Below are 22042 nucleotides of genomic sequence, written 5' to 3'. Positions count from 1 at the left end.
GGTGAAGCCCGTCGGTGCAATCGCGAAGGGCATCGCGCTGGGACCGCCGAGCATCTGCCGCGACGTGTCGACCTCGGAGACATCCCGGAGCACCGCGGGGTTGAGCTGCACGTCGGCGAACGCCTGCCGGGCACGGCCCAGCGAGAGCTCCGATTCCGCGGCGCCGTCGGTGTAGTCGAAGGCGGCCCGAGGCGTGCGACGCTTCGCGATCGCTCGCAGATCCTCGATGGTCAGCGCTGCGTGGAGCCGGCGCCGACGGGCGTTGACGTCGGGGGCCTTGAACTGCATCAGCTCGAGCAGTTCACGGGGCTGGGGGAGCTGTCTTCTCATGGGTCGTCTGCTTTCGATAGGCGCGACGTGGCACAGGGCCGTATGGCGTGATGATCTTGGAACGTCCGACAGGTCACCCGGAGGGGATCGACGGGCTGAACCGCTCCAGCTCAACGCTCGCCCGCACCAGCCCGCGCAGCGCGCCGTGCTCACCGGGGACGGCACCCAGCGCCCGGGCCTGCAGCGCGACGTTCCCCAGCGCCGTGGCCTCCATCGGGCCGGCGACCACCTCGATGCCGAGGGCATCCGCGGTGAGCTGATTCAGCAGCGCGTTGCGGCTCCCACCTCCCACCACATGCAGACGCTCCGGCAGCGGCATCCGGGCGAGCCGGCACGCGGTGTGGAGCTCCTCCCGGTAGGTCACGGCGAGGGACTCGAGGATGCAGCGCACCAGCTGCGCCGGGGTGCGGGGTCGCTCGTCCTCCCCTGCGAGCCGGCGGGCCGCGAGCATCACCCGGTCCGCCATCCGGCCGGGGGCGAGGAACGCCGGATCGGTGGGATCGATCCGGAAGCGATGAGCGGGCATCACGGCCGCGGCGGCGAGCAGATCGGCGAGATCCACGCGCGCCCCCTCCTCCTCCCATTGCCGGATCGACTCGCTGACCAGCCACATTCCTGCCACGTTCTTGAGGAAGCGGGTGGTGCCGTCGACCCCGCCCTCATTCGTGAATCCGGCCTCGAGCGCAGCCGCAGTGCTGACCGGTGCGCTCAGCTCGAGCCCGATCAGAGACCACGTGCCCGAGGAGATGAAGGCGACGGGGTGAGCATCGTCCGCGGCCGGCACCGCGAGCACCGCCGAAGCGGTGTCATGGGAGCCGACGGCGATGACCGGCACCTCACCGATCCCGAGCTCGCGCACGAGCTCCGGCAGCACTGTGCCCAGGCGCTCGCCGGGGGAGATCAGCGGCGCCAGCAGGTCCGGGTCCACGCCGGCAGCGGTCAGGAGCTCTGCGGACCATCCCTGCCCACCCACCGCGAGCATCCCGGTGCTCGACGCGTTGGTGCGCTCGGTGCGACGCTCGCCGGTGAGCAGGTACCCCAGCAGATCCGGGACCATCAGCAGCGTCGAGCCGGGAGGCAGCGTCGCCGGGCGGTCGTCGGCCACCAGCTGATAGAGCGTGTTGAAGGGCTGCTGGGCGATGCCGGTGAGCGTGTACTGCCGCTCGCGCGACACCTGCTCCGCGAAGGACTCCGGGATCCCGTCGGTGCGGTGATCGCGGTAGGCGACCACCTCGCCGAGGACTTCGCCGCTGCCGGGCACCGAAGCACCGTCAGCCCCGACGAGATCGGGACCCACCAGGCCGTAGTCCACCGCCCAGGAGTCGATCCCGATTGAGGCGAGGCCGGTCAGACCGCGCTCCACGGCCCCGTCGTGCGCGGCACGCAGCCCCTGTCGCACCTCTGCCCAGAGGGCGTCGATGTCCCAGCGCAGTTGTCCGTCCTCGTCCCGCAGCCGGTTCTCGAAGCGGTGTGCCGCGATCAGCTCGATGCGACCGTCCGCGAGGACCCCGAGCATCACCCGGCCCGAGGTCGCCCCCAGGTCGACCGCCGCGACGGCCAGCGGCTCCCCGGCACCCTGCGCGTCGTTCATCGCAGGAACGCGGCTGCGACCCCGGCATCGACCGGGATATGCAGGCCGGTGGTGTGCGAGAGATCCCCGGCGGTCAGTGCGAAGACGGCGTTCGCGACGTTCGCGGGCAGCACCTCCCGCTTCAGCAGCGTGCGCTGGGCGTAGAACTCGCCGAGGTCCTTCTCTTCGACCCCGTACACCTTCGCGCGGGAGGCGCCCCAGCCGCCGGCGAAGATGCCGGAGCCGCGGACCACCCCGTCGGGGTTGATGCCGTTGACGCGGATCTGGTGGCCGCCGAGCTCGGCGGCGAGCAGCCGCACCTGGTGGGCCTGATCGGCCTTGGTCGCCGAGTAGGCGATGTTGTTGGGCCCGGCGAACACGGAGTTCTTCGAGGAGATGTAGATGATGTCCCCGCCCATGGCCTGGTCGATCATCACCCGGGCCGTCTCGCGGGAGACCAGGAACGAGCCCCGCGCCATCACGTCGTGCTGGAGGTCCCAGTCCTTCGCGGTGGTCTCCAACAGCGGCTTGGACAGCGAGAGCCCGGCATTGTTGACGATCAGGTCCAGCCCACCGAAGGCGAGGACCGCCTCAGCGACGGCCTGCACCACGGCCGCTTCATCGGAGACGTCGGCGCGCAGCGCCACCGCCTTGTCGGACCCGCCCAGCTCCTGCGCGGTCTGCTCGGCATTCTCGAGGTTCAGGTCGGCGATGACGACGCAGGCATCCTCGGCGACCAGGCGCTCGGCGGTCGCCTTCCCGATCCCGGAGCCGCCGCCGGTGACGAGCGCGACCCGGCTCGCGAGCGGCTTGGGTGCGGGCTTGCGCTGCAGTTTCGCCTCTTCGAGGGACCAGTACTCGATGCGGAACTTCTCCGACTCGTCGATCGGGGAGTACGTCGAGATCGCTTCCGCGCCGCGCATCACGTTGATCGCGTTGACGTAGTACTCGCCGGCCACGCGCGCCGTCTGCTTGTCGGCCCCGAAGCTGAACATGCCCACGCCCGGGATCAGCACGATCGCCGGGTCGGCGCCGCGGATCGCGGGGGAGTCCGCCTCGGCGTGACGCTCGTAGTAGGCGGTGTAGTCCGTCCGGTACGCCTCATGCAGCTCCTTGAGCCGCGCGACCGAGTCCTCGATGCTCGCGCCGGACGGAAGGTCCAGCACGAGGGGCTTGACCTTCGTGCGCAAGAAGTGGTCGGGGCATGACGTGCCCAGCTCCGCGAGCGGGGCGAGCTTCTGGGAGGAGAGGAACTCGTGGACCGCCTCGGTGTCCGTCCAGTGCCCGACCATCGGCGAGTCCGTCGAGGCCAGCCCGCGCACGATCGGGAACAGGGCAGACGCCTTCGCCCGGCGCTCCGCCTCCGGGAGTGCAGCGCGACTCGCATCATGCGCCCCGAACGGCTCGGACGAGCCGGTGCGCTCGAGGAACGCGGTCGCCTCGGCGATGATCCGCAGCGAGTTCTCCTGCGCCTCCTGCGAGGTCTCGCCCCAGGCGGTGATGCCGTGCCCGCCGAGGATGCAGCCGATCGCGGCCGGGTTCTCCCCCTTGATCGCGGCGATGTCCAAGCCCAGCTGGAAGCCGGGCCGGCGCCACGGCACCCAGACCACCGTCTCGCCGAAGCACTCGCGGGTCAGTCGCTCGCCGTCGGCTGCGGTCGCCAGCGCGATCCCCGCGTCGGGATGCAGATGGTCCACGTGCGCGGCGTCGACCAGGGCGTGCATCGCGGTGTCGATCGACGGTGCGGCCCCGCCCTTGCCATGCAGGCAGTAGTCGAAGGCTGCGACCATCTCGTCCTCGCGCTCCACCCCGGGGTACACGTCCCGCAGGGCGCGCACCCGGTCCAGGCGCAGCACCGCCAGCCCCTTCTCCTCGAGGGTCCCCAGGTCGCCGCCGGAGCCCTTGACCCACAGCAGCTCGGTCTCCTCGCCGGTGACCGGATCGATGGCGGAGCCCTTGGCGGAGGTGTTCCCGCCGGCGTAGTTGGTGTTCTTCGGGTCGGAGCCCAGAGCGTTGGAGCGCTCCAGCAGGGCGGCGACGGTCTCGTGGGCGGAGCTCTTCTCGCTCATGCTCAGGCTCCCCATCCCATCTGGTTCCCGCCCACGCGCTCCGCGGCGACCTTCTCTTCATAGCCGCTGGCGCGGAAGGCCGCGAAGGGATCCGCCGGCAGGCCCCGCTCCTCACGGAAGGCGGCCAGCGCCGGGCGCACATCGGTCCAGAACGCGTCCATGAGGATCGCGTTCGCCTCGAGCACGTCGTTGCTCTCCTGGGCGGCGGCGAGCGCCTCCCGGTCCACCAGCAGTGCCTTGACCAGGGTCTCCTGCACGTTTATCACGGAGCGGATCTGGCCCTGGATCTTCGACTCCAGGTTGTGGCACTGATCGAGCATGAAGTTCACGCCGGCGGCGGGCCGGTGCGCCTCCTGCTGGACGATCTCGAAGAGGATCCGGAACAGCTGGAACGGATCCGCGGCGCCGACGATCAGGTCATCATCCCCGTAGTTGCGGGAGTTGAAGTCGAAGGCGCCGAGCCGGTTCTGGCGCAGCAGCTGGGCGACGATGAACTCGATGTTCGTGCCCGGGGCGTGATGCCCGGTATCGAGCACCACCTGCGCCTTCTCGCCGAGCGCCAGGCAGTGCAGGAGGCTCGTGCCCCAGTCCGGAACGTCAGTGTGGTAGAACGCCGGCTCGTAGAACTTGTACTCCAGCACCAGGCGCTCGTCGTCGCCGAGGCCCAGGTAGATCTCCTGCAGCGACTCCGCCAGTCGGTCCTGACGGGCGCGGATCGAGTCCTGGCCTGCGTAGTTGGTGCCGTCAGCCAGCCAGATCTTCATCTCCTTGGAGCCGGTGGCGCGCATGACGTCGATGCACTCGAGGTGATGGTCGATCGCCCGACGGCGCACGGACTTGTCACCGTGGGTGAGCGAGCCGAACTTGTACTCATCATCCTGGAAGGTGTTGGAGTTGATCATCCCCAGCGTCATGCCCTGCTCGGCGGCGTACTCACGCAGCGCACCGAAATCCTCGACCTTGTCCCAGGGGTAGTGCAGCGAGACCCGAGGCGCGGAGCCGGTGAAGGCGTGGGTCTGGGCGGCGTCGGCGATCTTCTCGAAGGGGTCGCGCGGGGTGCCGGGGGTGCCGAACACCTTGAATCGCGTACCGGAGTTGCCGTAGCCCCAGCTGGGGACCTCGATCGTGAACTCTGCGAGGTCGCGGGCGATCTCGGTGGGGAGGGTGGCTGGCGTGGGCATGGGGCGGTGCTCCTTCGGCGGCGGTATCTTCACGGCGTGCTGTGCCTGGCGGTCGGATCTGCGCGGTGTGCGCAGGGATCTCGAGCGAGAACACGGATCATGACCTCGTTGTTGAAACGACTCAATGGAGGTTAGCACGCGCTCTCTGTGGAGGGATAGGGCAAGTGTGTCGTCGTGCAGCGCCGCCCGCTCTCGAAAAGGACGGGGGCAGCGGCGACCGGTCCGCGAGCCTGCTCACCGCACAGGCGCTGGGCCGGTGGAATCCCGCCAGACGACCTTCGTGATCGATCGCCGATTCATCTCGGGGGAGTCGCCGCGCATCACCCGCAGCAGCTCCTCGAGCAGCTCCGCGCCGAGACGACGGTGGTCGATCGAGACGGTGGTCAGGGAGGGTGACATCCACGCGCCGAGCGGCAGGTCGTCCCAACCGGTCACGCTGAGATCTTCCGGCACTCGCCAGCCACGCTCGGCGGCGCCGCGGATGGCGCCGGCGGCCACGAGATCGTTGGCGGCGAGGACGGCAGTGACGGCCGTATCCGCCGGCAGCTCGCGGATCGCACGTCGGGCGCTCTCCGCATCCCAACCGCAGTCGATCACTCCGGCGGAATGCAGGCCGCGCTCCTGGACCGTGCGCAGGAAGGACTCGCGGCGCCTCTGTGAGGAGGGGTGGCTGTGGTCGCCGGTGAGGTGCAGCAGCTCGTGGTGCCCCTGGTCTGCGAGGTGGGTGACCAGCTCGGACATCCGGGATGCCTCGGAGAGCGGACCCACTCCGCGCATCTTCTCGTCGTAGACGGGTGCGGAGATGATCGGAGCGGTGCCGAGGCGCTGGCGGTCGGCTCCGGGCAGGTCGGTGAGAGAGAGCACCGCCTCGTACAGCCCGGAATCCGCGAGCTCCTCCACGCGACCACCGCGCAGCTCCTCGGGCGGCAGGGTGACCACCTCCACCGCGAAGCCCGCGTTCTGTGCGGCCTTGTTCGCGCCGGCGAGCACCTCCAGCGAGCTGTGGTCGTCGCCCGCGGGGAGTATCAAGGCCAGTCGCCCTGTGGATCGGTTGCGCATCGCTCGGGCCACGAGGTTCGGTCGATATCCGAGCTGGGCGACCGCCTCGTCGATATGCGCCGCGAGCATCGGGGACACGGTGGGGTCGTGCCGCAGATGTCGCGAGACCGTCTGATGGGAGACCCCTGCCAGGCGGGCGACGTCTCGGATGGTGGGGCGGCGGACGCCGTTCATGGGATCTCCTCGGTGGCATCGAGGCGTGGTGGCGGTCCACGCGCCGGGTGGGCGAGCGCCGCTTCCTGCGGGAGGGTGAGCGACGACTTCTGGTCACGATCTCACAACAGGTGACCGTTCATCCACGGAGCCGCATTGTCCTCGTGAGTGACAAGCGCGGGGACACTTCCGTTTCCGTGCGGCGGGCGGTGGCCTCGTGCTGTTGCAGGTCAAAGCCAGAGAGCTGCCCGACGGTGGGCGTCCCGTGCGGTACGGGACGAGAAGCGGATGAACGGTCACTCGGCGGTTTCTCCGACGATGCTTCGGTGGCCCGGAGGGATGCCGTCCAAGAATCTAGGGAAAGCGGTTGACAATCCACGCTGGAACGATTCAAACTTGCGGCCACCGACAAGGTCCGCCGGCTGTCCAGCCCCGAGGACCGCACGGTCCCGGGAGGCTCCGGTTCGATGAGGAAGGGGTGAGCCAGCAGATGACAACGTTGCATGAGTCCCGCCTGTCCGGCCCCGAACACCTCGAGGGCTGGATCATCGAGGGACCGATGGTGGCTTCTTTCCCCACCGGCGCCCTGCGGCTGGAGAGCGCAGCAGACCCCGCAGAGGGACAGGCCGCGAACTTCGTCGCCTGGCTGCCGATCAACCATGACGGGGACGTGCGCATCTCCTGGGACTTCCGGCCGCTGCGCGAGCCGGGCCTGGCCATGATCTTCTGGGCGGCGCAGGCCCGCGGCGGTGGCTCGGTCCACGATCCTGCCCTGCCCGCCCGCAGCGGGGAATACGAGCAGTACCATTCCGGCGCGATCGACGCCTACCACCTCTCCTACTTCCGCCGTATGTGGCCCACCGAGCGCAGCCTGCACACCTGCAATGTGCGCAAGAGCCACGGCTTCCACCTCGTCGCCCAGAGCGCGGACCCGCTCCCCGCCGTGCTCGATGTGGACCGTGCCTATCGGATGGTCCTCACCTGGCGAGGCGCCACCGTCGACCTCACGATCGACGGCATCCCGTGCCTCAGCTGGACCGATGACGGTGCCGTGGGCGGCCCCGCCCGCCACGGCGGCGCGATCGGGCTGCGCCAGATGGCACCGCTCATCGCCGAATACTCGAACCTCCGCATCGAGGCGCTCTGATGGGCCGCACCGTCCACGCACTCTCGAGCGCCACCGACCTGGTGCTGCGCGCTCTGGTGCTCCAGGGGATCTGGCTGCTGGGCACCCTGGCCGGCGGGATCGTGCTGGGCTGGGCTCCCGCGACCATGGCTGCGGTCGACGCCGCCGCCTGCGCTGACCGGGGCGAGCCGATCCGCTGGCGCCGCGCTGCCCGCATCTGGAAGGACTCCTTCTGGCGCAGCCAGGTCACGCTGGGCCTGCCCGGGGTGTTCCTGCTGCTGGCGGCCATGGCCGTGTTCAGCGAAGCCCTGCCTCTCGTCCTCCAGGTCGTGCTGGGGCTGGTCATCGTGCTGCTGCTGGTGGCGCTGGCCCACATCCCGGAGCTTGACCGTCGCTACCGCCTCCCCGCCACCAGGGTGTTCGGGCGCGCCGTGGTGCTGGGACTCGCCCAGGCCCCCACCTCGCTCGTGCTGCTCGCCGTGCTCGCGCTATGGAGCGGCGTGGTGCTCGCCCTGCCCGGCCTGCTCCCGTTCCTGGGGGCGGCCGTGCCGCTCCTGATCTGCCATCACCTCGTGGGTCGTTCCCTGGACCGCAACGAGGACCTGCTCTCCCGTCCGGCGGACCCGCCCACGACGGGTCACCGTGCTCGAACGGTCCCCGGCACAGTCGCCGGGCACCGGCCGAGCGCCGCACCCTCTGCCTGAACCTGCCGCTGCCGCGTGGCCCCCACGGGGCAGCTCCCACTGCGCGATGACGCACCCTGCGTCACCGCCTACGAAAGGAACAAGGATGTTCTCACGTCGTACCCTCCTCGGCGGCGCTGCCGCCGGTGCCACCGCCCTCGGACTCGCCGCCTGCGGCGGCGGAAGCTCCGCCGACGCCGAGGCCGAGATCACCACTCTGAAGATCATGGCGCCGCTCCTGTCCGATACGGCCCCGGATCCCGAGGGCCAGCTGCAGAAGGCCGTCGAGGAGCTCATCGGCATGCCGCTGGAGATCACCTGGGTGCCGAACTCCAGCTACGGCGACCGCGTCACCGTCACGATGGCCAGCGACAACATCCCTCACGTGATGGTGCAGACCGGCAAGACCGCCGAGTTCGCCCAGACCGCTGAGGCCGGCGGCTACTGGGACCTGACCGACATCCTCCCCGAGTACCCGAACCTCACCCCGGAGAACCCGGAGGTCGCCCACGGCGCCAGCATCAACGGCCGCACCTATGGGATCTTCCGGTTGCGCGACGCGATGCGCGCGGCGATCAGCATCCGCAAGGACTGGCTGGACAACCTCGGGCTCGCCGAGCCGGAGACCACCGATGACCTGATGGAGATCGCCCGCGCCTTCACCGAGGACGACCCCGCTGGGGACGGCTCGGCCACCACCGGCCTGATCATCCCCGCCTGGAGCGGCTATGGGAACAACGGCCCCTACGACCTCTGGGAGACCTGGTACGGCACCGCCAACGTCTGGAAGGACGAGGGCGGAACCCTCTCACCAGCGTTCCTCGCTCCGGAATTCATCGAGGCGAACCGCACGATGCGCACCATGGCTGAGGCCGGGCACATCAACGCCGACTTCGCGACCATGGACAGCGGCACCTGGAACGAGCCCTTCTTCAACGGTCAGGGCGGGATCATCGCCGACGTCTCCTCCCGCGGTCTGCAGCTGCAGGGCCTGTTCAAGGATGCGGACCCCGAGGGGTACCTCGACAAGGTCACCATGGTCGGCAACCTCAAGAACTCCGACGGCACCCTGTGGGCGCTGCCCACTCCCGGTTACTCCGGGTACCTGTCCATCCCGAAGGCCGCGGTGCCCGGTGACGCCCAGCTCGCGACCGTCCTGGCCGCGCTGGACAAGCTCTCCTCCGAGGAGGGCCAGCGCCTGCTGAACAACGGCCTCGAAGGGGTCAACTACGAGGTCGACGGCGAGCAGTCGGTTCCGATCGAGAGTGATGAGGCCTCGCTCGTGCAGAGCGACGTCTCCGCCTTCGCGCAGATCGGCAGCCAGTCCAACGGCTATCTCGGCCTGCCCGCCAAGCCCGAGGGAGAGGCGGAGGCGGCACTGGACGAGAAACGCAAGACCTTCCACGAATCCGACCTCGAATCGGCCGTTTTCAACCCCGGTGCTGCGTACATGTCGAAGTCATATCTCCAGAGCGGCGCGATCCTCGACCAGATCGTGGTGGACGCCCGGCTGAAGTTCCTCGCCGGCCAGATCGACGAAGCAGGCCTGACCTCCGAGCTCGAGCGCTGGACCAGCAGCGGTGGCCAGCAGGTCATCGATGAGATGAACGAGCTGTTCCAGCAGGGCTCGAACTGACCATCGGCCGGCGGGGGCGCCGCACCTCACGGCGCGCCCTCGCCCAGACCACGAGGACTGATCGACCATGGTCATGACGAACCACAGCCCCGGCGCCGCTGCCCCGGTGCCGCTGGAAGTGCAGGAGCCGCCCGCCCCGAAGGCGAGCAGCACCCACCGCAAGCGCAGCCTCCTGAAGCGGCTGCGCCGCTCCCCGATGCTGTACCTGATGCTGCTGCCGGGCATCGTCTACTTCGCGGTGTTCAAGTACGCCCCGATGTACGGCATCACCATCGCTTTCCAGGACTACCTGCCCTTCCTGGGCATGCAGGACAGCCCCTGGGTGGGATGGGACCACTTCGAGCGGCTCTTCAGCGGCCCGGACTTCGGACGCCTGCTGAGCAACACGCTGATCCTCGCCTTCCTCAACATCGTCATCGCGTTCCCGGCGCCGATCATCGTCGCGCTGATGCTCAACGAGCTGCGCAAGCAGATGCTGAAGAAGTTCATCCAGACCGCGATCTACATCCCCCACTTCCTGTCCTGGGCGATCGTCTCCGGCCTGACGTACCTGCTGTTCGCGCTCGACATCGGGCCGATCACGGTCCTGTTCAACGATCTCTTCGGCGGTCGGGTCAACTTCCTCGCGGACCCGGACTGGTTCCGGCCGCTGATCATGGCCCAGACCCTGTGGAAGGGCACCGGCTGGGGCACGATCATCTACCTCGCCGCCCTGGCGGGCGTGGACAAGCAGCAGTACGAGGCCGCGATGATCGACGGCGCCGGACGCTTCCAACAGCTGCGCCACGTCACGATCCCCGCGATCATCCCCACCGTGATCATCATGCTGATCCTCAACATCGGGAACTTCCTGGACACCGGATTCGAGCAGATCTACATGCTCACCAACTCGCTGAACCGCGAGGTGGCCGACGTCTTCGACACCTACGTCTACTTCATGGGCATCACCAACGGCGCCTACAGCTATTCGACGGCGATCGGGCTGTTCAAGTCCCTCGTCGGCCTCGTCCTGATCCTCGGCGCGAACTGGCTCGCGAAGAAGTTCACCGAGTCCTCACTGTTCTAGGAGCCCTTCGATGTCCATCAAGTACGACACCCGGCGGGACAAGATCTTCGACGGCGTCAACATCGCGCTGCTGCTCGGCTTCGCGGCGATCACGATCCTGCCGTTCCTCTACGTGCTCGCCGCCTCCTTCGCGACCGAGTCCGAGATCGCGTCTCGTCCGTTCTTCCTGTGGCCGGACACCCCGACCCTGGAGACCTACCGCTACATCTTCTCCACGGACACCTTCCTGCGCTCCCTGGCGGTGACCATCGGTGTCACGGCCGTGGGGACGCTGGTGCAGATCACGCTGACGATGCTGATGGCCTATCCGCTCTCGGACCCGAATCTCGTGGGCCGTGGCCTGATCATGCGTCTGGTGCTCTTCGCAATGCTGTTCTCCGGCGGCATGATCCCGCTGTTCCTGGTGGTCAAGGAGATGGGGCTGCTGGACTCCTACTGGGCGCTGATCCTGCCGATGGCGATCAACCCCTTCAACCTCATCGTCATCCGTACCTTCTTCCAACAGCTGCCCGGCGAGCTGCGGGAGGCGGCGGAGATCGACGGGGCGAACGAGTTCACGACCTTCTGGCGGATCATGCTGCCCCTGTCCAAGCCCGTGATCGCCACGTTCTCGCTGTTCTATGCGGTGTCGCTGTGGAACGACTTCATGTCGCCGCTGCTGTACATCTCCGACAGCTCGAAGTGGACGCTGCAGATGTTCGTGCGCCAGGTGACGATCTCGAGCGATCCCTCGACCACGCTGGGCAACCTCGATCCGAACTTCGTGCCCCCGAAGGAGGGGCTCAAGTTCGCGGTGATCGTCATCGCGACGCTCCCGATCATGCTCGTCTACCCCTTCCTGCAGAAGCACTTCGCGAAGGGAGTCATGATCGGCTCGGTCAAGGGCTGATCGAGAGCCTGCCCGTCCCGCCCTCCGTCCCCGCGTCACCACTCCTCTGAACGGAGCCAACATGTGCCCCGCCCTCCCGTCGACCCCGCTTCACCTGCTCGAGCCGCGCACCGGCACCGCCGCTGTGCCCTCCCAGTTCGGGGTGCCCTGGCCGCGGGGCGTGATGCCGCAGCCTCCGCGGTTCGACCTCGTCGACGCCTCGGGCAGCACGCCGGTGGACACCTGGGTCACCGCCCGCTGGCCCGACGGCTCGGTGAAGTGGACCGGCCATGCCGGCCTCGCCCCGGCCGGCGACGCCCGACTCGCCGTGGCACAGGGGGCCGATGCGCCCGACGGGACTTTCGCGCCCGACGCGCCCGAAGGGGCTGTCGCACCGGACGGGACCGTCGTTCTCGAGGTGTCCGAGCAGGCCGATGGGTCGATCACCGTGGACACCGGGGTACTGCGGGTGGTCGTCGCCCCGCATGACGAGGCACCGCTGCGCCGCCTTGAGGTCGACGGACGCCTGGTGGGCCAGGACGGGCGGATCATCGCCTCGTCAGCCGCCTCCCCGGACCAGGCCGCCACCCGGCGGGAGCATCGGGTGCGGACCACCGCGGTGCGGATCGAGCGGCGCGGCGCGCAGCAGGTGGTGCTGCGCCTGGAGGGGCACCACGAGGTGGCCGGCACTGAGGTGCTGCCCTTCGTGCTGCGCCTGACCGCCACCGCGGGCTCCCGCCGGCTGCGGGCAGTGCACTCCCTGGTCTGGGATGCGGATCCCGAGTCGCTGTTCCTCACCTCGCTCGGCCTGCGGCTCGAGGTGCCGCTGCGCAGCGCTCCGCATGACCGCCACGTGCGGCTGGCCGGCTCCGAGGGCGGGTTCCTCACCGAGGCGGTGCGCGGCCTGACCGGGCTGCGGCGCGACCCCGGCGAGCCGGTGCGTGAGGCGCAGATCGCCGGGCGTCCCACCCCGCCTCTCGAGTCCTGGGCACCGACCGTCTCCGGACGCCTGGAGCTGATCCCCACCTGGAACGACTGGACCCTGCGACAGCTCAGCGCCCACGGCTACACCCTCGCCAAGCGCACCGCCGGGGACCGTCCCTGGATCGCTGCGGGCGGCGGCACCCGCAGCCGCGGCTACGCCCTGCTCGGCGACCTCGAGGGCGCGATCGGGGTGGGGCTGCGGGACTTCTGGAAGCTGATCCCCACCCAGCTCGACATCACCGATGCCACGAGCGAGCTCGGCGCGGTCACCGCCTGGATGTACGCGCCGTCGGCCGAGCCGATGGACCTGCGGTTCTACCACGACGGCCTCGGCCAGAACAGCCATCCCGAGCAGCTCGAGGCCCTCGAGATCACCTACGAGGACTACGAGCCCGGCTATGGCGACGCGCGCGGCATCGCCCGCACCCACGAGCTCGTGATCGATGCCTTTGCCGCCACCCCGGAGCATCGGGAGCTCGCCGACCTCGCCGCCTCCAGCGCTCTTCCCCCTCAGCTGCTCGCCGCGCCCGCCCGGCTGCGAGAAGCCGGGGTGCTCGGCACCTGGGAGGTGGTGGACCGCTCCACCCCGCAGCGGGCGGCGATCGAGGACCGCCTGGTGTGGCTGCGCGAGTTCTACCGAGACCAGGTCGACCAGCGCACCTGGTACGGGTTCTGGGACTACGGCGACGTGATGCACACCTATGACGCGGACCGCCACGCCTGGCGCTACGACGTGGGCGGCTACGCCTGGGACAACTCCGAGCTGTCCCCGGACCTCTGGCTCTGGCTGGACGCGCTGCGCAGCGGCTCGGCCGATGCCTTCCGCCTCGCCGAGGCGATGACCCGCCACACCAGCGAGGTCGACGTGTACCACGCAGGCCGGTTCGCTGGGCTCGGCACCCGCCACAACGTGCAGCACTTCGGCTGCAGCGCCAAGCAGCTGCGGATCTCCAACGCCCTCTACCGGCGGTACTTCTACTACCTCACGGCCGACGAGCGCACCGGGGAGCTGCTCGACGAGATCGCCGCCTCGGAGCACGCGCTGCTCGCCGTGGACGCCACCCGCAAGGTCCGCAGCGACCGGTACGACCCCGATCCCCGCGCCGTCGCGATCGGTCTCGGCACGGATCTGGGTGCTCTGCTCGGCGCCTGGATCACCGCCTGGGAGCGGCACGGCGATGCCGAGGCGGAGGCCAAGGTGCGCGGGGCGCTCGCCGGCGTCGGTGCGCTCCCGCAAGGCTTCTTCACCGGAGAGGCGCTGTGGGACCTGGAGACTCACCGCTTCGACACCTCTCGCGACCGGGTGCAGGTCTCCCACCTCGCGGCGGTCTTCGGGCTGGTCGAAGTGGTCGCCGAGGCGATCGAGCTGGTCGATGATCCGGCATTCGAGGCCGCCTGGCTCGAGTACTGCCGCTACTACCTCGCCGCCCCCGAGGAGCAGACCGAGCGCTTCGGTACCCCGTTGAAGGGCATCTCGCTGGTCCCCGCCTACAGCCGGCTGCTCGCGATCGCCGCCGCCCGCCGCAGCGATCCCGAGCTCGCCGCCCGCGCTTGGGATGCGTTCTTCGTGGGGCTCGGCGATCAGCTGAACATCAACGCGCTGGTCGCTGAACCGATCTGGCAGCGCACCCGGATCGATGGACCCACCGTGCTCGAGCCCGTCGACGAGGCGGCGTTCGTGTCCACCAACGACGCCGCCCAGTACGGACTCGCCGCGATCCAGAACCTGGCCCTGATCGGCGAGCGCTTGCCGCAGACTGTTCCCACCCCCTCGCCGAAGGAGCCCCGATGAGCGCCACCGACCTGGCTGCCCTCCTGGCCACCAGCTCCGCCCGCAGCCACCACCGCTGCTGCTTCCTGCTCCAGGTGCGCACCGAGCGCCTGGCCGACTACGTCGCCGCCCACCAGGACGTCTGGGAGGAGATGCGCGAGGCGCTGAGCGCGGCCGGCTGGCGCAACTATTCGCTCTTCCTGCGACCCGAGGATGGCATGGTGGTCGGCTACTTCGAGGCCGACGACGTCGACGCCGCGCAGCGCGCGATGGCCCGCGCCGCGATCTCCCCGCGCTGGGAAGCGGCGATGGGGGAGTACTTCACCCCGGGCGGCGGCGAGAAGCAGCTGCTGCCGCAGTACTTCCACCTTCCCTGACCGCCCGACCTCCTCGGGCGCACTGCCCGCCCCGCCCCGCCCCACGCCACCGCACCCGCCCCACCCCATCCCGCGTCGCCCGCGACCGCGGGCACCACCTGCACCACCGCCACCGCCGGCACCACCACCACCGAACATGAGGAGCCCGATGAGCTCGCCCGCCCCGCACCCCATCCAGCCTGCGCTGTCAGAGTCCGTCCAGGTCATCAACCCGGACGGCGCCTGGTGCTGGTTCCAGGACGAACGCGCGCTGGTGGATCCCGAGGCCGGGCTGCTCGTCGTCGGCTCCATCGCCTCCGGTGGTGCGGACCAGGATCCGGCCCGGCGCGGCGACCTCGACCTCACCGTCGTCGACCTCGCCGCCGGCACCGCACAGGTGGTCACCCTCCACCCGGGGTTCGAAGCTGATGATCATGACGTGCCGGCACTGTGGCGCCGGCCGGACGGCCGCTGGCTCGCGGTCTACGCCCGGCACAAGACCGACAACCTCACCCACTGGCGGATCAGCGAGCCCGGAGACCCCACCCGCTGGGACGAGGAGCGCGTCTACGACTGGAGCGAGCACACCGGCGGGCGCGGCGTCACCTACTCGAACCTCCACGAGATCGACGGCCGCCTCTACTGCTTCGCACGCGCCGTCAATGACGACCCCTGCGCCCTGGTCTCCGACGATCACGGAGACACCTGGAGCTACGCCGGCAAGCTCTTCGACCGCCCGAAGATCGGCTACGTCAACGGCTACGCCCGCTACGCCGACGGTGCTGCCGGACTGCATGTGCTGGTCACCGACCATCACCCGCGCGACGTCGACAACTCGATCTACCACGGCACCCTCTCTCGCGGCCGCCTCCACGACAGCACGGGCCGGCCGCTGGAGTCCGCACTGTTCGCCGAGCCCGTCCCGGAACAGGCCCAGCTCACCACCGTGCTCGCGACCGGCATCGAACTCGGCGGGGCGCAGCTCAGCCATGCCTGGACCACCGATATCCGTGAGGCCGATGGCCAGCTCGCCGCAGTGATGACGGCGCGCGCGAACCACCGCGCCGAGCCCGATGGTGCGGACCTGGGCCGCAACGTTCCCGTCGACGATCTGCGCCTCGTCTACGCACGGCTCGGAGCCGACGGGCAGTGGACGCTCTCACCGCTCGCCCACGCGGGACCGGGCCTGCTGCCCCATGAGCAGGACTACTCGGGCCTGGCGGCGATCGACCCCTATGACGTCTCCACCGTCTACGTGTCCACCCCGGTCGATCCGCGCGACGGCACCCGCCATGACCACCATGAGATCTACCGTGGACGCAGCGCCGATGGCGGGCGAGGCTGGGACTGGTCACCGGTGACCGAGCACTCCACGGTCGACAACCTGCGTCCGATCGTCGCCCCGGGCGATCCGAGCACCACCCATCTGCTCTGGTTCCGCGGCGACATGCGCTCCTCCCAGGACTACGACTGCGAGGTCGTGCTCCGCAGCAGCCCGCGCTGACGGTCACCCACGCCCCAGCGCCCCTCGCACCCCCTCCGAAAGGACCCCTCGATGACCGAGCAGACCTCCCCGGATCTCCGTCCCGCCCTCCGTGATCCCGCAGCGGAGGTGACCGCCGCCCCCACCGCCCTGGGTGAGATGGAGCGACGGCTGCGCACCCTCGGCGGCGTCGCCGCCTGGGACGATCTCGACCTGGAGGTGCACCGCCTCTGGGACGAGCCGTACGGCCCCGCCGAGGACTGGGAACTGCAGATCGAGGACCGCGAGATCCCCGGCCCCCACGGGCCCGTGCCCGTGCGCATCTACACCCCGCAGACTGCGGCAGCCGGACCACGCCCCTGCCTGATCTGGTGCCACGGCGGCGGCTTCATGCACGGCGACCTCGACATGCCCGAAGGTGACCACGTGGCGCGCGGCGTCGCGGGCCGTGCGGACGCCGTCGTGATCTCCGTTGACTACCGCCTCTGCGACGAGATCGACGGAACGCCAGCTCGGGCTTTCCCCGGCGGCCCCGAGCACGTCCTCGCGCCGATCCCGCTGGATGACGTCTGCGCGGCAGTCGCCTGGGCCCGGCAGAGCGCCGACGCACTGGGCATCGACCCTGGACGGGTCGCGCTCGGCGGGGCGAGCGCGGGTGGCAACCTCGCGGCGACGGCCTCCCTGCGCCTGGCCGATGAGGGCACCCCGCTCGCCGCCTCCCTGCTGCTGTACCTGGTCGCCCATCCGCTGCGCTCCGAGCCTGACGCCGAGGAGGCCCAGGCGCTCGACGCGACCCCGCCGATGCTGCGCTTCTCCCTGGATACGATGCGCGCGATGTCCGGCAACTACATCGGCCGGCCCCTCGAGGAGGCGACGCCCTACGACTTCCCGGGGCTCGCCACCCGTGAGCAGCTGGCAGTGCTGCCGCGCACCTATGTCGAGACCGATGAGTACGACGACCTGCGCGTCAGCGGCCGCCGCTACGCGCAGCAGCTCGACGAGGCCGGGGTCGACGTCGAGTACGTCGTGCGCCGCGGCGTGTGCCACGGGCACCTCAACCGAGTGGGCCTCGTGGAGGCACGCGAATCGATGGACCGGATGGGAGAGATCGTCCGCGGGCTGTGAACTGCGAGTTCTGAGCTCTGAGCTCTGAGCTGTGAACCGACGCCGGGAGCACGGGAACGACGGAAGGATGAGGGACGCCATGCAGCCTCCGCAGCACGGGATCATCGCCCCGGACCGGGATGTCCTCGCGATCCTCGCCGCCGGCGCCGACTACGTCGAGCCGACGATCGTCGGGAACGTGATCGTGCAGGACCAGGATGGCCGCTGGCAGGCCGACCCGGCGCTGCGAGACCGGGCGCCCTCCCCGTCCTTCGCGATCCTCTGCCCCGGCGAGCTGAGGCTCTCCGACCCGGCATTCCCCCTCGACCAGGTCCGCGATTACCTGCAGATCGCCTTCGCCGCAGTCTCCGCCCTGGCCCGGCCCGGCGCCATGGTGGTGCTCGGCAGCGGCGGCGCGCGGCGTCTCCCCGAAGGAGTGGATCCGCGTGCGGGGCGCCAGCAGTTCGCACGCGCCGTGCAGGTGGCCCGTGACGTCGCCGCCGATCACGGACTCGAGGTGATCCTCGAGCCGCTGCATCGCGGGGAGACCGACCTGATCAACACCCTGGCCGAGGCGATCGAGTTCCTCGACGAATTCGGGATGGGCGAGGTCAGGGTCGTCGCGGACCTCTTCCACGTCATGCTCGAACAGGAGCCGCTCGCAGTGGTTCGTGCCCACGCGGGCCGCGTCGCGCACGCCCACATCGCCGACACCGGCCGTCTCCCACCCGGTCAGGGCGACTGGCCGCTCGCCGAGTTCCTGCACGCGCTGCGCGGCGGCGGCTACCTGGGACATGTCTCGATCGAGTGCACCTGGATCGATGTCGCCTCCGAGGCCGGTCCCGCGCTCGCCGCGGTCCGCGCCGCGGATCCGGTGCGGACGACCTAGATCCTGAACCGGACGCTGGCCCCGGGAACCTGCCGCGGCCGCCGTCGACCGTCGTCTATGCAGCTGGGCGGCCTCAGCGATCGTCGAGCGTCGCCGTCGCGGCGAGGCCCAGGCGGCTGCCGCAACGTCGAGATCGGCCGTTCTGGGCCGTGATCTTTCCGTGACATACATTGCTCGACAGCCCTTATTTCAAGGGTTAGCGTAAGGCTTGTCGCGACTGGTCCGCATTGGAGCGCACCTCTTGCCGAAGCCGCTTTCGGGCCCGCCCCGACAGGATGAGGAAGAGAGGGAGGCCCGGTGGCGACGAAGACGTCCAAGGACATCCGCAACGAGAGCCGGTTCATGGTGCTGCGGACGGTCTATGTCCAGCACACGGTCACCCGGGCGCAGATCAGCGCCGAGACCGGGCTCAGCCCCGGCACGGTGACCACGCTGGTCGGCGAGCTCGTGGAGGAGGGCGTCCTGCAGGAAGCCGGGCAGATCTCCTCGCAGGGGGGACGCCCCACGGCGACGTTCCAGGCGAACCCGGGCCGAGGAGCACTGCTCGCGGTGGATGTCGCCGAGACCTACGTGCGGGTGGATCTCTACGACCTCTCCTTGGCCCGCCTCGACCAGGAACGCGTCGAGCTGGCACCGGGCACCCAGAACATCGACTCGATCGCCGAGCACATCGGTGACTGCACAGATCTGATGCTGGAGCGCCATCCGGAGCTCGATGGGAAGGTGCTCGGGGCCGGGATCTCCCTGCCGGGCCAGGTCGCCCCCGCCCGCGGGGTGACCGTCTTCGCCCCGAACTGGGGATGGCACAAGGTGCCGCTGCTCGACGCCCTCGAACGGGCTGTCCCCGTCCCGGTGCGGATCGACAACCCGCTGATGGCCTTGGCGACCGGGGAACTGTGGTTCGGCGCAGGCCGTCGCTTCCGCAATTTCGTCGCGGTGAACCTGGGCACCGGGGTCGGGGCAGGAATCATCATCGACGGGCAGCTGCTGCGCGGGCCGGGGAACTCCGCCGGCGAATGGGGGCACACCACCCTGATCTGGAACGGACGTGCCTGCGGCTGCGGCCGGAAAGGCTGCGTCGAGGCGTACGTCGGGGTCGAGGGGATCCGCGCCACACTCTGCGAGATCGCCCCGGAGCACGAGCTGCTGGAGGTCACCCACCATCGCACCTTCATCGAGCGCCTCATGCGGGCGGACGCCGCTGGTGACTCTTCCGCGCAGGAGGCGCTGCTGCGCACGGGTGACTACCTCTCGGCAGGTATCGGCAATCTGGTGAACCTCCTGAATCCGGAGCATGTCTCCGTCTTGGGATGGATCACCCGCTATGCCGGTGCTGAGCTCCACGACCGCGTACGGGAACGTATCGCGCAGGAGTGCCTTCCGGGCCCTTCGAGCATGTTCAGCATGGAGTTCACGGAGGCCGACGGTGAGGGCGTGAGCCTGGGGATGGCGGTGCTCGCACTCGAAGGGTTCCTGGAGCGGGTGGGCCTGCCGAGCCCATCGAGCGCGCCGGCTGCGACGTCCCCGGCCGAGGACGGGGCTCGGCGGCCTGGCTGGGCGGTGCCGCATTCGGCATCGAGCGCCTCCCGCCGCTGATTTCGAGATCTCCGGTCCGCGCGAGATCCCCGGTCTCCTACAGTGGGCCCATGAATCCCGCGCGCAGCGCCCGTGAAGGCGCCGAATCTGTCGAGAACGCCGCCGAGGACGTCGCCGAGAACCCTGCGTTCGAGGCCATCGCCCGCGGCGGGTTCGTGATGAGCGGGCTGGTCCATGTGCTGATCGGGGTGATCACGCTGCGGATGGCGCTCGGCGGATCCTCCGAGGATGCCGACCAGTCCGGGGCGCTGCGCACACTCGCCGCGGCGCCGGGCGGGAACATCCTGCTCTGGATCGGCGGCCTGGCGATGGCCGCGCTGGTGATCTGGCATCTGGTCGAGACCTGGTTCGGAGCCAAGGGGAAGCAGGACGCGAAGGACCGCGCCGCCCACATCATCAAGACCCTCGGCAAGGCCGCGGTGTACGCGGCGCTGGCCGTGACCGCGTTGCGCTTCGCCGCCGGGGGAGGCAGTGACTCCGGACAGCAGACCACCGAGCTCACCGCGGGGATGATGGGCAGTGCCGCGGGGCGGGTCCTCATCGTGGTCGTGGCGCTGGTGGTGATCGGCATCGGCTGCTTCCACGTGTACAAGGGTGCGAGCCGCAGCTTCGAGGACGACCTGCGGATCCCGCCGGGGCAGAGGGTCGCCGGGGCGATCGTCGTGACCGGCATTCTGGGGTATATCGCCAAGGGCATCGCGCTGCTCGGCGTCGGCCTGATGTTCGGCTGGGCCGCCTTCGGCGCGGACCCGGAGAAGGCCAGCGGCCTGGACGGGGCGCTGAAGGCCATGGCACAGCTGCCCGCCGGCACGATCGTGCTCGCAATGATCGGCGTGGGCCTGATGCTCTACGGCGTCTACGCGGTGCTGCGCTCGCGCTACGCGCCCATGTGAGGGGGCTGAGTCCGCTGCTCATGCCCGATGCCGCACCGGACGTCGCACGACGCGATCCATTTGTCGCGCCGCGGTCCTCCTGATGAAGCATGAGAAGGGTCCTGAAGTACGTGGTGCCGTTCACCGGCTGGCCGATACGTTGCTTGTGGGGCAACGGTCCAGTGGCCTCGACGAACCGGAGAGGGAAGAGGGGCAGTTATGTCGGAGAAGATGCTGGTGGGGCGCCGAGCGCTGATCGCCGCATGTGTTGCGGTGCCTGCAGTGGCGGTGACCGGAGGTGTCGCGACGGCGGCACCGGTGAAGATCGCCCTCCCTGCAGGACAGAAGCGCGGAACGGTCGTCGAAACGGTCGAGGACGGCACCAAGATCTATGAGGTGCTGGATCGCGAGGGGAACGTGGTCGGCTACACGCTTGACGATGACAAGCTTCGGCAGATGTCGACCGCGAGCATGGCGCTGGCTCAGGAGGATACCCTCGACGGAAGTCTTCAGATCCGGGTCGTGACTCCGAGTGGAGTGACGAGCGTGGCGGCATGCGCGGCCGCTATCGCCGGCTTCGTAGCACTCACCGTGTTCCCGGCCGCGCGCGTCGCGAAGCTGGCCTGGCGTCTGGGGAAGCTCACGGTGAAGTACGGTCCGACGCTGGTTGCGAGGATCTTCCGTGGTGCCCGCGGCATCGCTGGTCGTACCGTGGAGAAGGAACTGATCGACCTCGCTAAGTCGCTGACGGGTGTTGCCGCACTCGCGGCGTGCGGACTCTGACCGGCCCGAGACGACCTGACCCAGACGGCAAGAAGGAGGACCCATGGCTGCCCGATCTGATCGAAGGAGCAGCACTGCACGCAGTTCGTCGAGCGCGATCCTGCTCGGGGTAGTGATGGCAGTGGTGGGAATCTGGTTGCTTGTCGGGGACGTGAGGCTGGGGGCGCTGGTCATCGAGCGCAACCTGTTCTTCGGCATTGTGGCGCTCATTGCCGCTGCGTTGAGTCTCGTCGGAGGCGGCATGGGTCTCTTCCGGTCCCGTAGCAGGTGAAGCCTGACTCCCGGGGGTGGAGGATCAGCTTTGCGATGAGCGGCCCGGAGGAGAGGAGCCGGACTCGCCAGCATCTGAGGATGCTGGCGAGTCCGACGTGCATCAGGGGGGCCACGCTCCCCAGTTCAGGCTGTCGGCAGCCGGCTGTGTGGAGAACTACTTTTCGGGAAGTCTCGCCATGAGTGTGAAACT

The 22042-nt window shown here is 69.4% G+C and carries 19 protein-coding genes; 14 read left to right on the top strand and 5 right to left on the bottom strand.

Annotated features, from left to right (window positions below):
• The 5 genes from ACT3SQ_RS16995 to ACT3SQ_RS16975 all read right to left on the bottom strand — a co-directional run.
• A partial coding sequence (locus ACT3SQ_RS16995; RefSeq protein ID WP_444599768.1) for an alpha-hydroxy-acid oxidizing protein occupies positions 1-330 on the bottom strand: 330 nt, incomplete at its 3' end.
• A 73-nt stretch (positions 331-403) separates the two neighbouring features.
• Positions 404-1921 carry a rhamnulokinase gene (locus ACT3SQ_RS16990; RefSeq protein ID WP_441445833.1) on the bottom strand — a complete coding sequence of 506 codons (1518 nt, stop codon included), beginning with the start codon at positions 1919-1921 and terminating at the stop codon, positions 404-406.
• A complete protein-coding gene (locus ACT3SQ_RS16985; RefSeq protein ID WP_441445834.1) occupies positions 1918-3969 on the bottom strand; it encodes a bifunctional aldolase/short-chain dehydrogenase in 2052 nt (683 codons plus the stop codon). The genes ACT3SQ_RS16990 and ACT3SQ_RS16985 overlap by 4 nt, the downstream gene beginning before the upstream one ends.
• 2 nt (positions 3970-3971) lie before the next feature.
• The gene (gene rhaI, locus ACT3SQ_RS16980) at positions 3972-5150 is read right to left on the bottom strand and encodes an L-rhamnose isomerase (protein WP_441445835.1); all 1179 of its coding nucleotides are present in this window, start codon (positions 5148-5150) and stop codon (positions 3972-3974) included.
• A gap of 234 nt (positions 5151-5384) precedes the next feature.
• On the bottom strand, positions 5385-6383 hold the full coding sequence (locus tag ACT3SQ_RS16975; protein WP_441445836.1) for a LacI family DNA-binding transcriptional regulator: 999 nt from the start codon (positions 6381-6383) through the stop codon (positions 5385-5387).
• Positions 6384-6852: 469 nt separating this feature from the next.
• On the opposite strand from ACT3SQ_RS16975, the gene ACT3SQ_RS16970 reads away from it, so the two are divergent.
• The 14 genes from ACT3SQ_RS16970 to ACT3SQ_RS16905 all read left to right on the top strand — a co-directional run bounded on the left by ACT3SQ_RS16970 (position 6853) and on the right by ACT3SQ_RS16905 (position 21850).
• Positions 6853-7509, top strand: a complete 657-nt coding sequence (locus ACT3SQ_RS16970) for a DUF1961 family protein (protein ID WP_441445837.1) — start codon at positions 6853-6855, stop codon at positions 7507-7509.
• Positions 7509-8192: a DUF624 domain-containing protein gene (locus ACT3SQ_RS16965; RefSeq protein ID WP_441445838.1), complete on the top strand. Its 684-nt coding sequence runs from the start codon at positions 7509-7511 to the stop codon at positions 8190-8192. Before ACT3SQ_RS16970 ends, ACT3SQ_RS16965 begins: the two co-directional genes overlap by 1 nt.
• 85 nt (positions 8193-8277) lie before the next feature.
• On the top strand, positions 8278-9807 hold the full coding sequence (locus ACT3SQ_RS16960; RefSeq protein ID WP_441445839.1) for an extracellular solute-binding protein: 1530 nt from the start codon (positions 8278-8280) through the stop codon (positions 9805-9807).
• A 73-nt stretch (positions 9808-9880) separates the two neighbouring features.
• A complete protein-coding gene (locus ACT3SQ_RS16955; protein WP_441445840.1) occupies positions 9881-10873 on the top strand; it encodes an ABC transporter permease in 993 nt (330 codons plus the stop codon).
• A gap of 10 nt (positions 10874-10883) precedes the next feature.
• Positions 10884-11762: a carbohydrate ABC transporter permease gene (locus tag ACT3SQ_RS16950; RefSeq protein ID WP_444601463.1), complete on the top strand. Its 879-nt coding sequence runs from the start codon at positions 10884-10886 to the stop codon at positions 11760-11762.
• A gap of 61 nt (positions 11763-11823) precedes the next feature.
• Positions 11824-14517, top strand: coding sequence for an exo-rhamnogalacturonan lyase family protein (locus tag ACT3SQ_RS16945; protein ID WP_444601462.1), 2694 nt, complete (start codon positions 11824-11826; stop codon positions 14515-14517).
• Complete coding sequence (locus ACT3SQ_RS16940; protein WP_441445843.1) at positions 14514-14873, top strand: L-rhamnose mutarotase; 360 nt, start codon at positions 14514-14516, stop codon at positions 14871-14873. Before ACT3SQ_RS16945 ends, ACT3SQ_RS16940 begins: the two co-directional genes overlap by 4 nt.
• 148 nt (positions 14874-15021) lie before the next feature.
• Complete coding sequence (locus tag ACT3SQ_RS16935) at positions 15022-16356, top strand: BNR-4 repeat-containing protein (protein WP_444601461.1); 1335 nt, start codon at positions 15022-15024, stop codon at positions 16354-16356.
• 51 nt (positions 16357-16407) lie between these two features.
• A complete protein-coding gene (locus ACT3SQ_RS16930) occupies positions 16408-17460 on the top strand; it encodes an alpha/beta hydrolase (RefSeq protein WP_444599764.1) in 1053 nt (350 codons plus the stop codon).
• A gap of 79 nt (positions 17461-17539) precedes the next feature.
• The gene (locus tag ACT3SQ_RS16925; protein ID WP_441445845.1) at positions 17540-18328 is read left to right on the top strand and encodes a sugar phosphate isomerase/epimerase family protein; all 789 of its coding nucleotides are present in this window, start codon (positions 17540-17542) and stop codon (positions 18326-18328) included.
• Positions 18329-18625: 297 nt separating this feature from the next.
• The gene (locus tag ACT3SQ_RS16920; protein ID WP_444592001.1) at positions 18626-19924 is read left to right on the top strand and encodes an ROK family transcriptional regulator; all 1299 of its coding nucleotides are present in this window, start codon (positions 18626-18628) and stop codon (positions 19922-19924) included.
• 50 nt (positions 19925-19974) lie between these two features.
• Positions 19975-20817 carry a DUF1206 domain-containing protein gene (locus tag ACT3SQ_RS16915; protein ID WP_444592000.1) on the top strand — a complete coding sequence of 281 codons (843 nt, stop codon included), beginning with the start codon at positions 19975-19977 and terminating at the stop codon, positions 20815-20817.
• Between the two features lie 198 nt (positions 20818-21015).
• Positions 21016-21579 carry a hypothetical protein gene (locus tag ACT3SQ_RS16910; protein ID WP_345075598.1) on the top strand — a complete coding sequence of 188 codons (564 nt, stop codon included), beginning with the start codon at positions 21016-21018 and terminating at the stop codon, positions 21577-21579.
• A gap of 43 nt (positions 21580-21622) precedes the next feature.
• Entirely contained in the window at positions 21623-21850 is a 228-nt protein-coding gene (locus ACT3SQ_RS16905) for a hypothetical protein (RefSeq protein ID WP_345075597.1), read from the top strand.
• Positions 21851-22042 lie beyond the last annotated feature (192 nt).

Origin of the sequence: Brachybacterium sp. AOP42-C2-15, assembly GCF_052377065.1 — a bacterium.
In the GTDB taxonomy this organism is placed as follows: domain Bacteria; phylum Actinomycetota; class Actinomycetes; order Actinomycetales; family Dermabacteraceae; genus Brachybacterium.
This window is presented reverse-complemented; position numbering and strand designations above follow the sequence as displayed.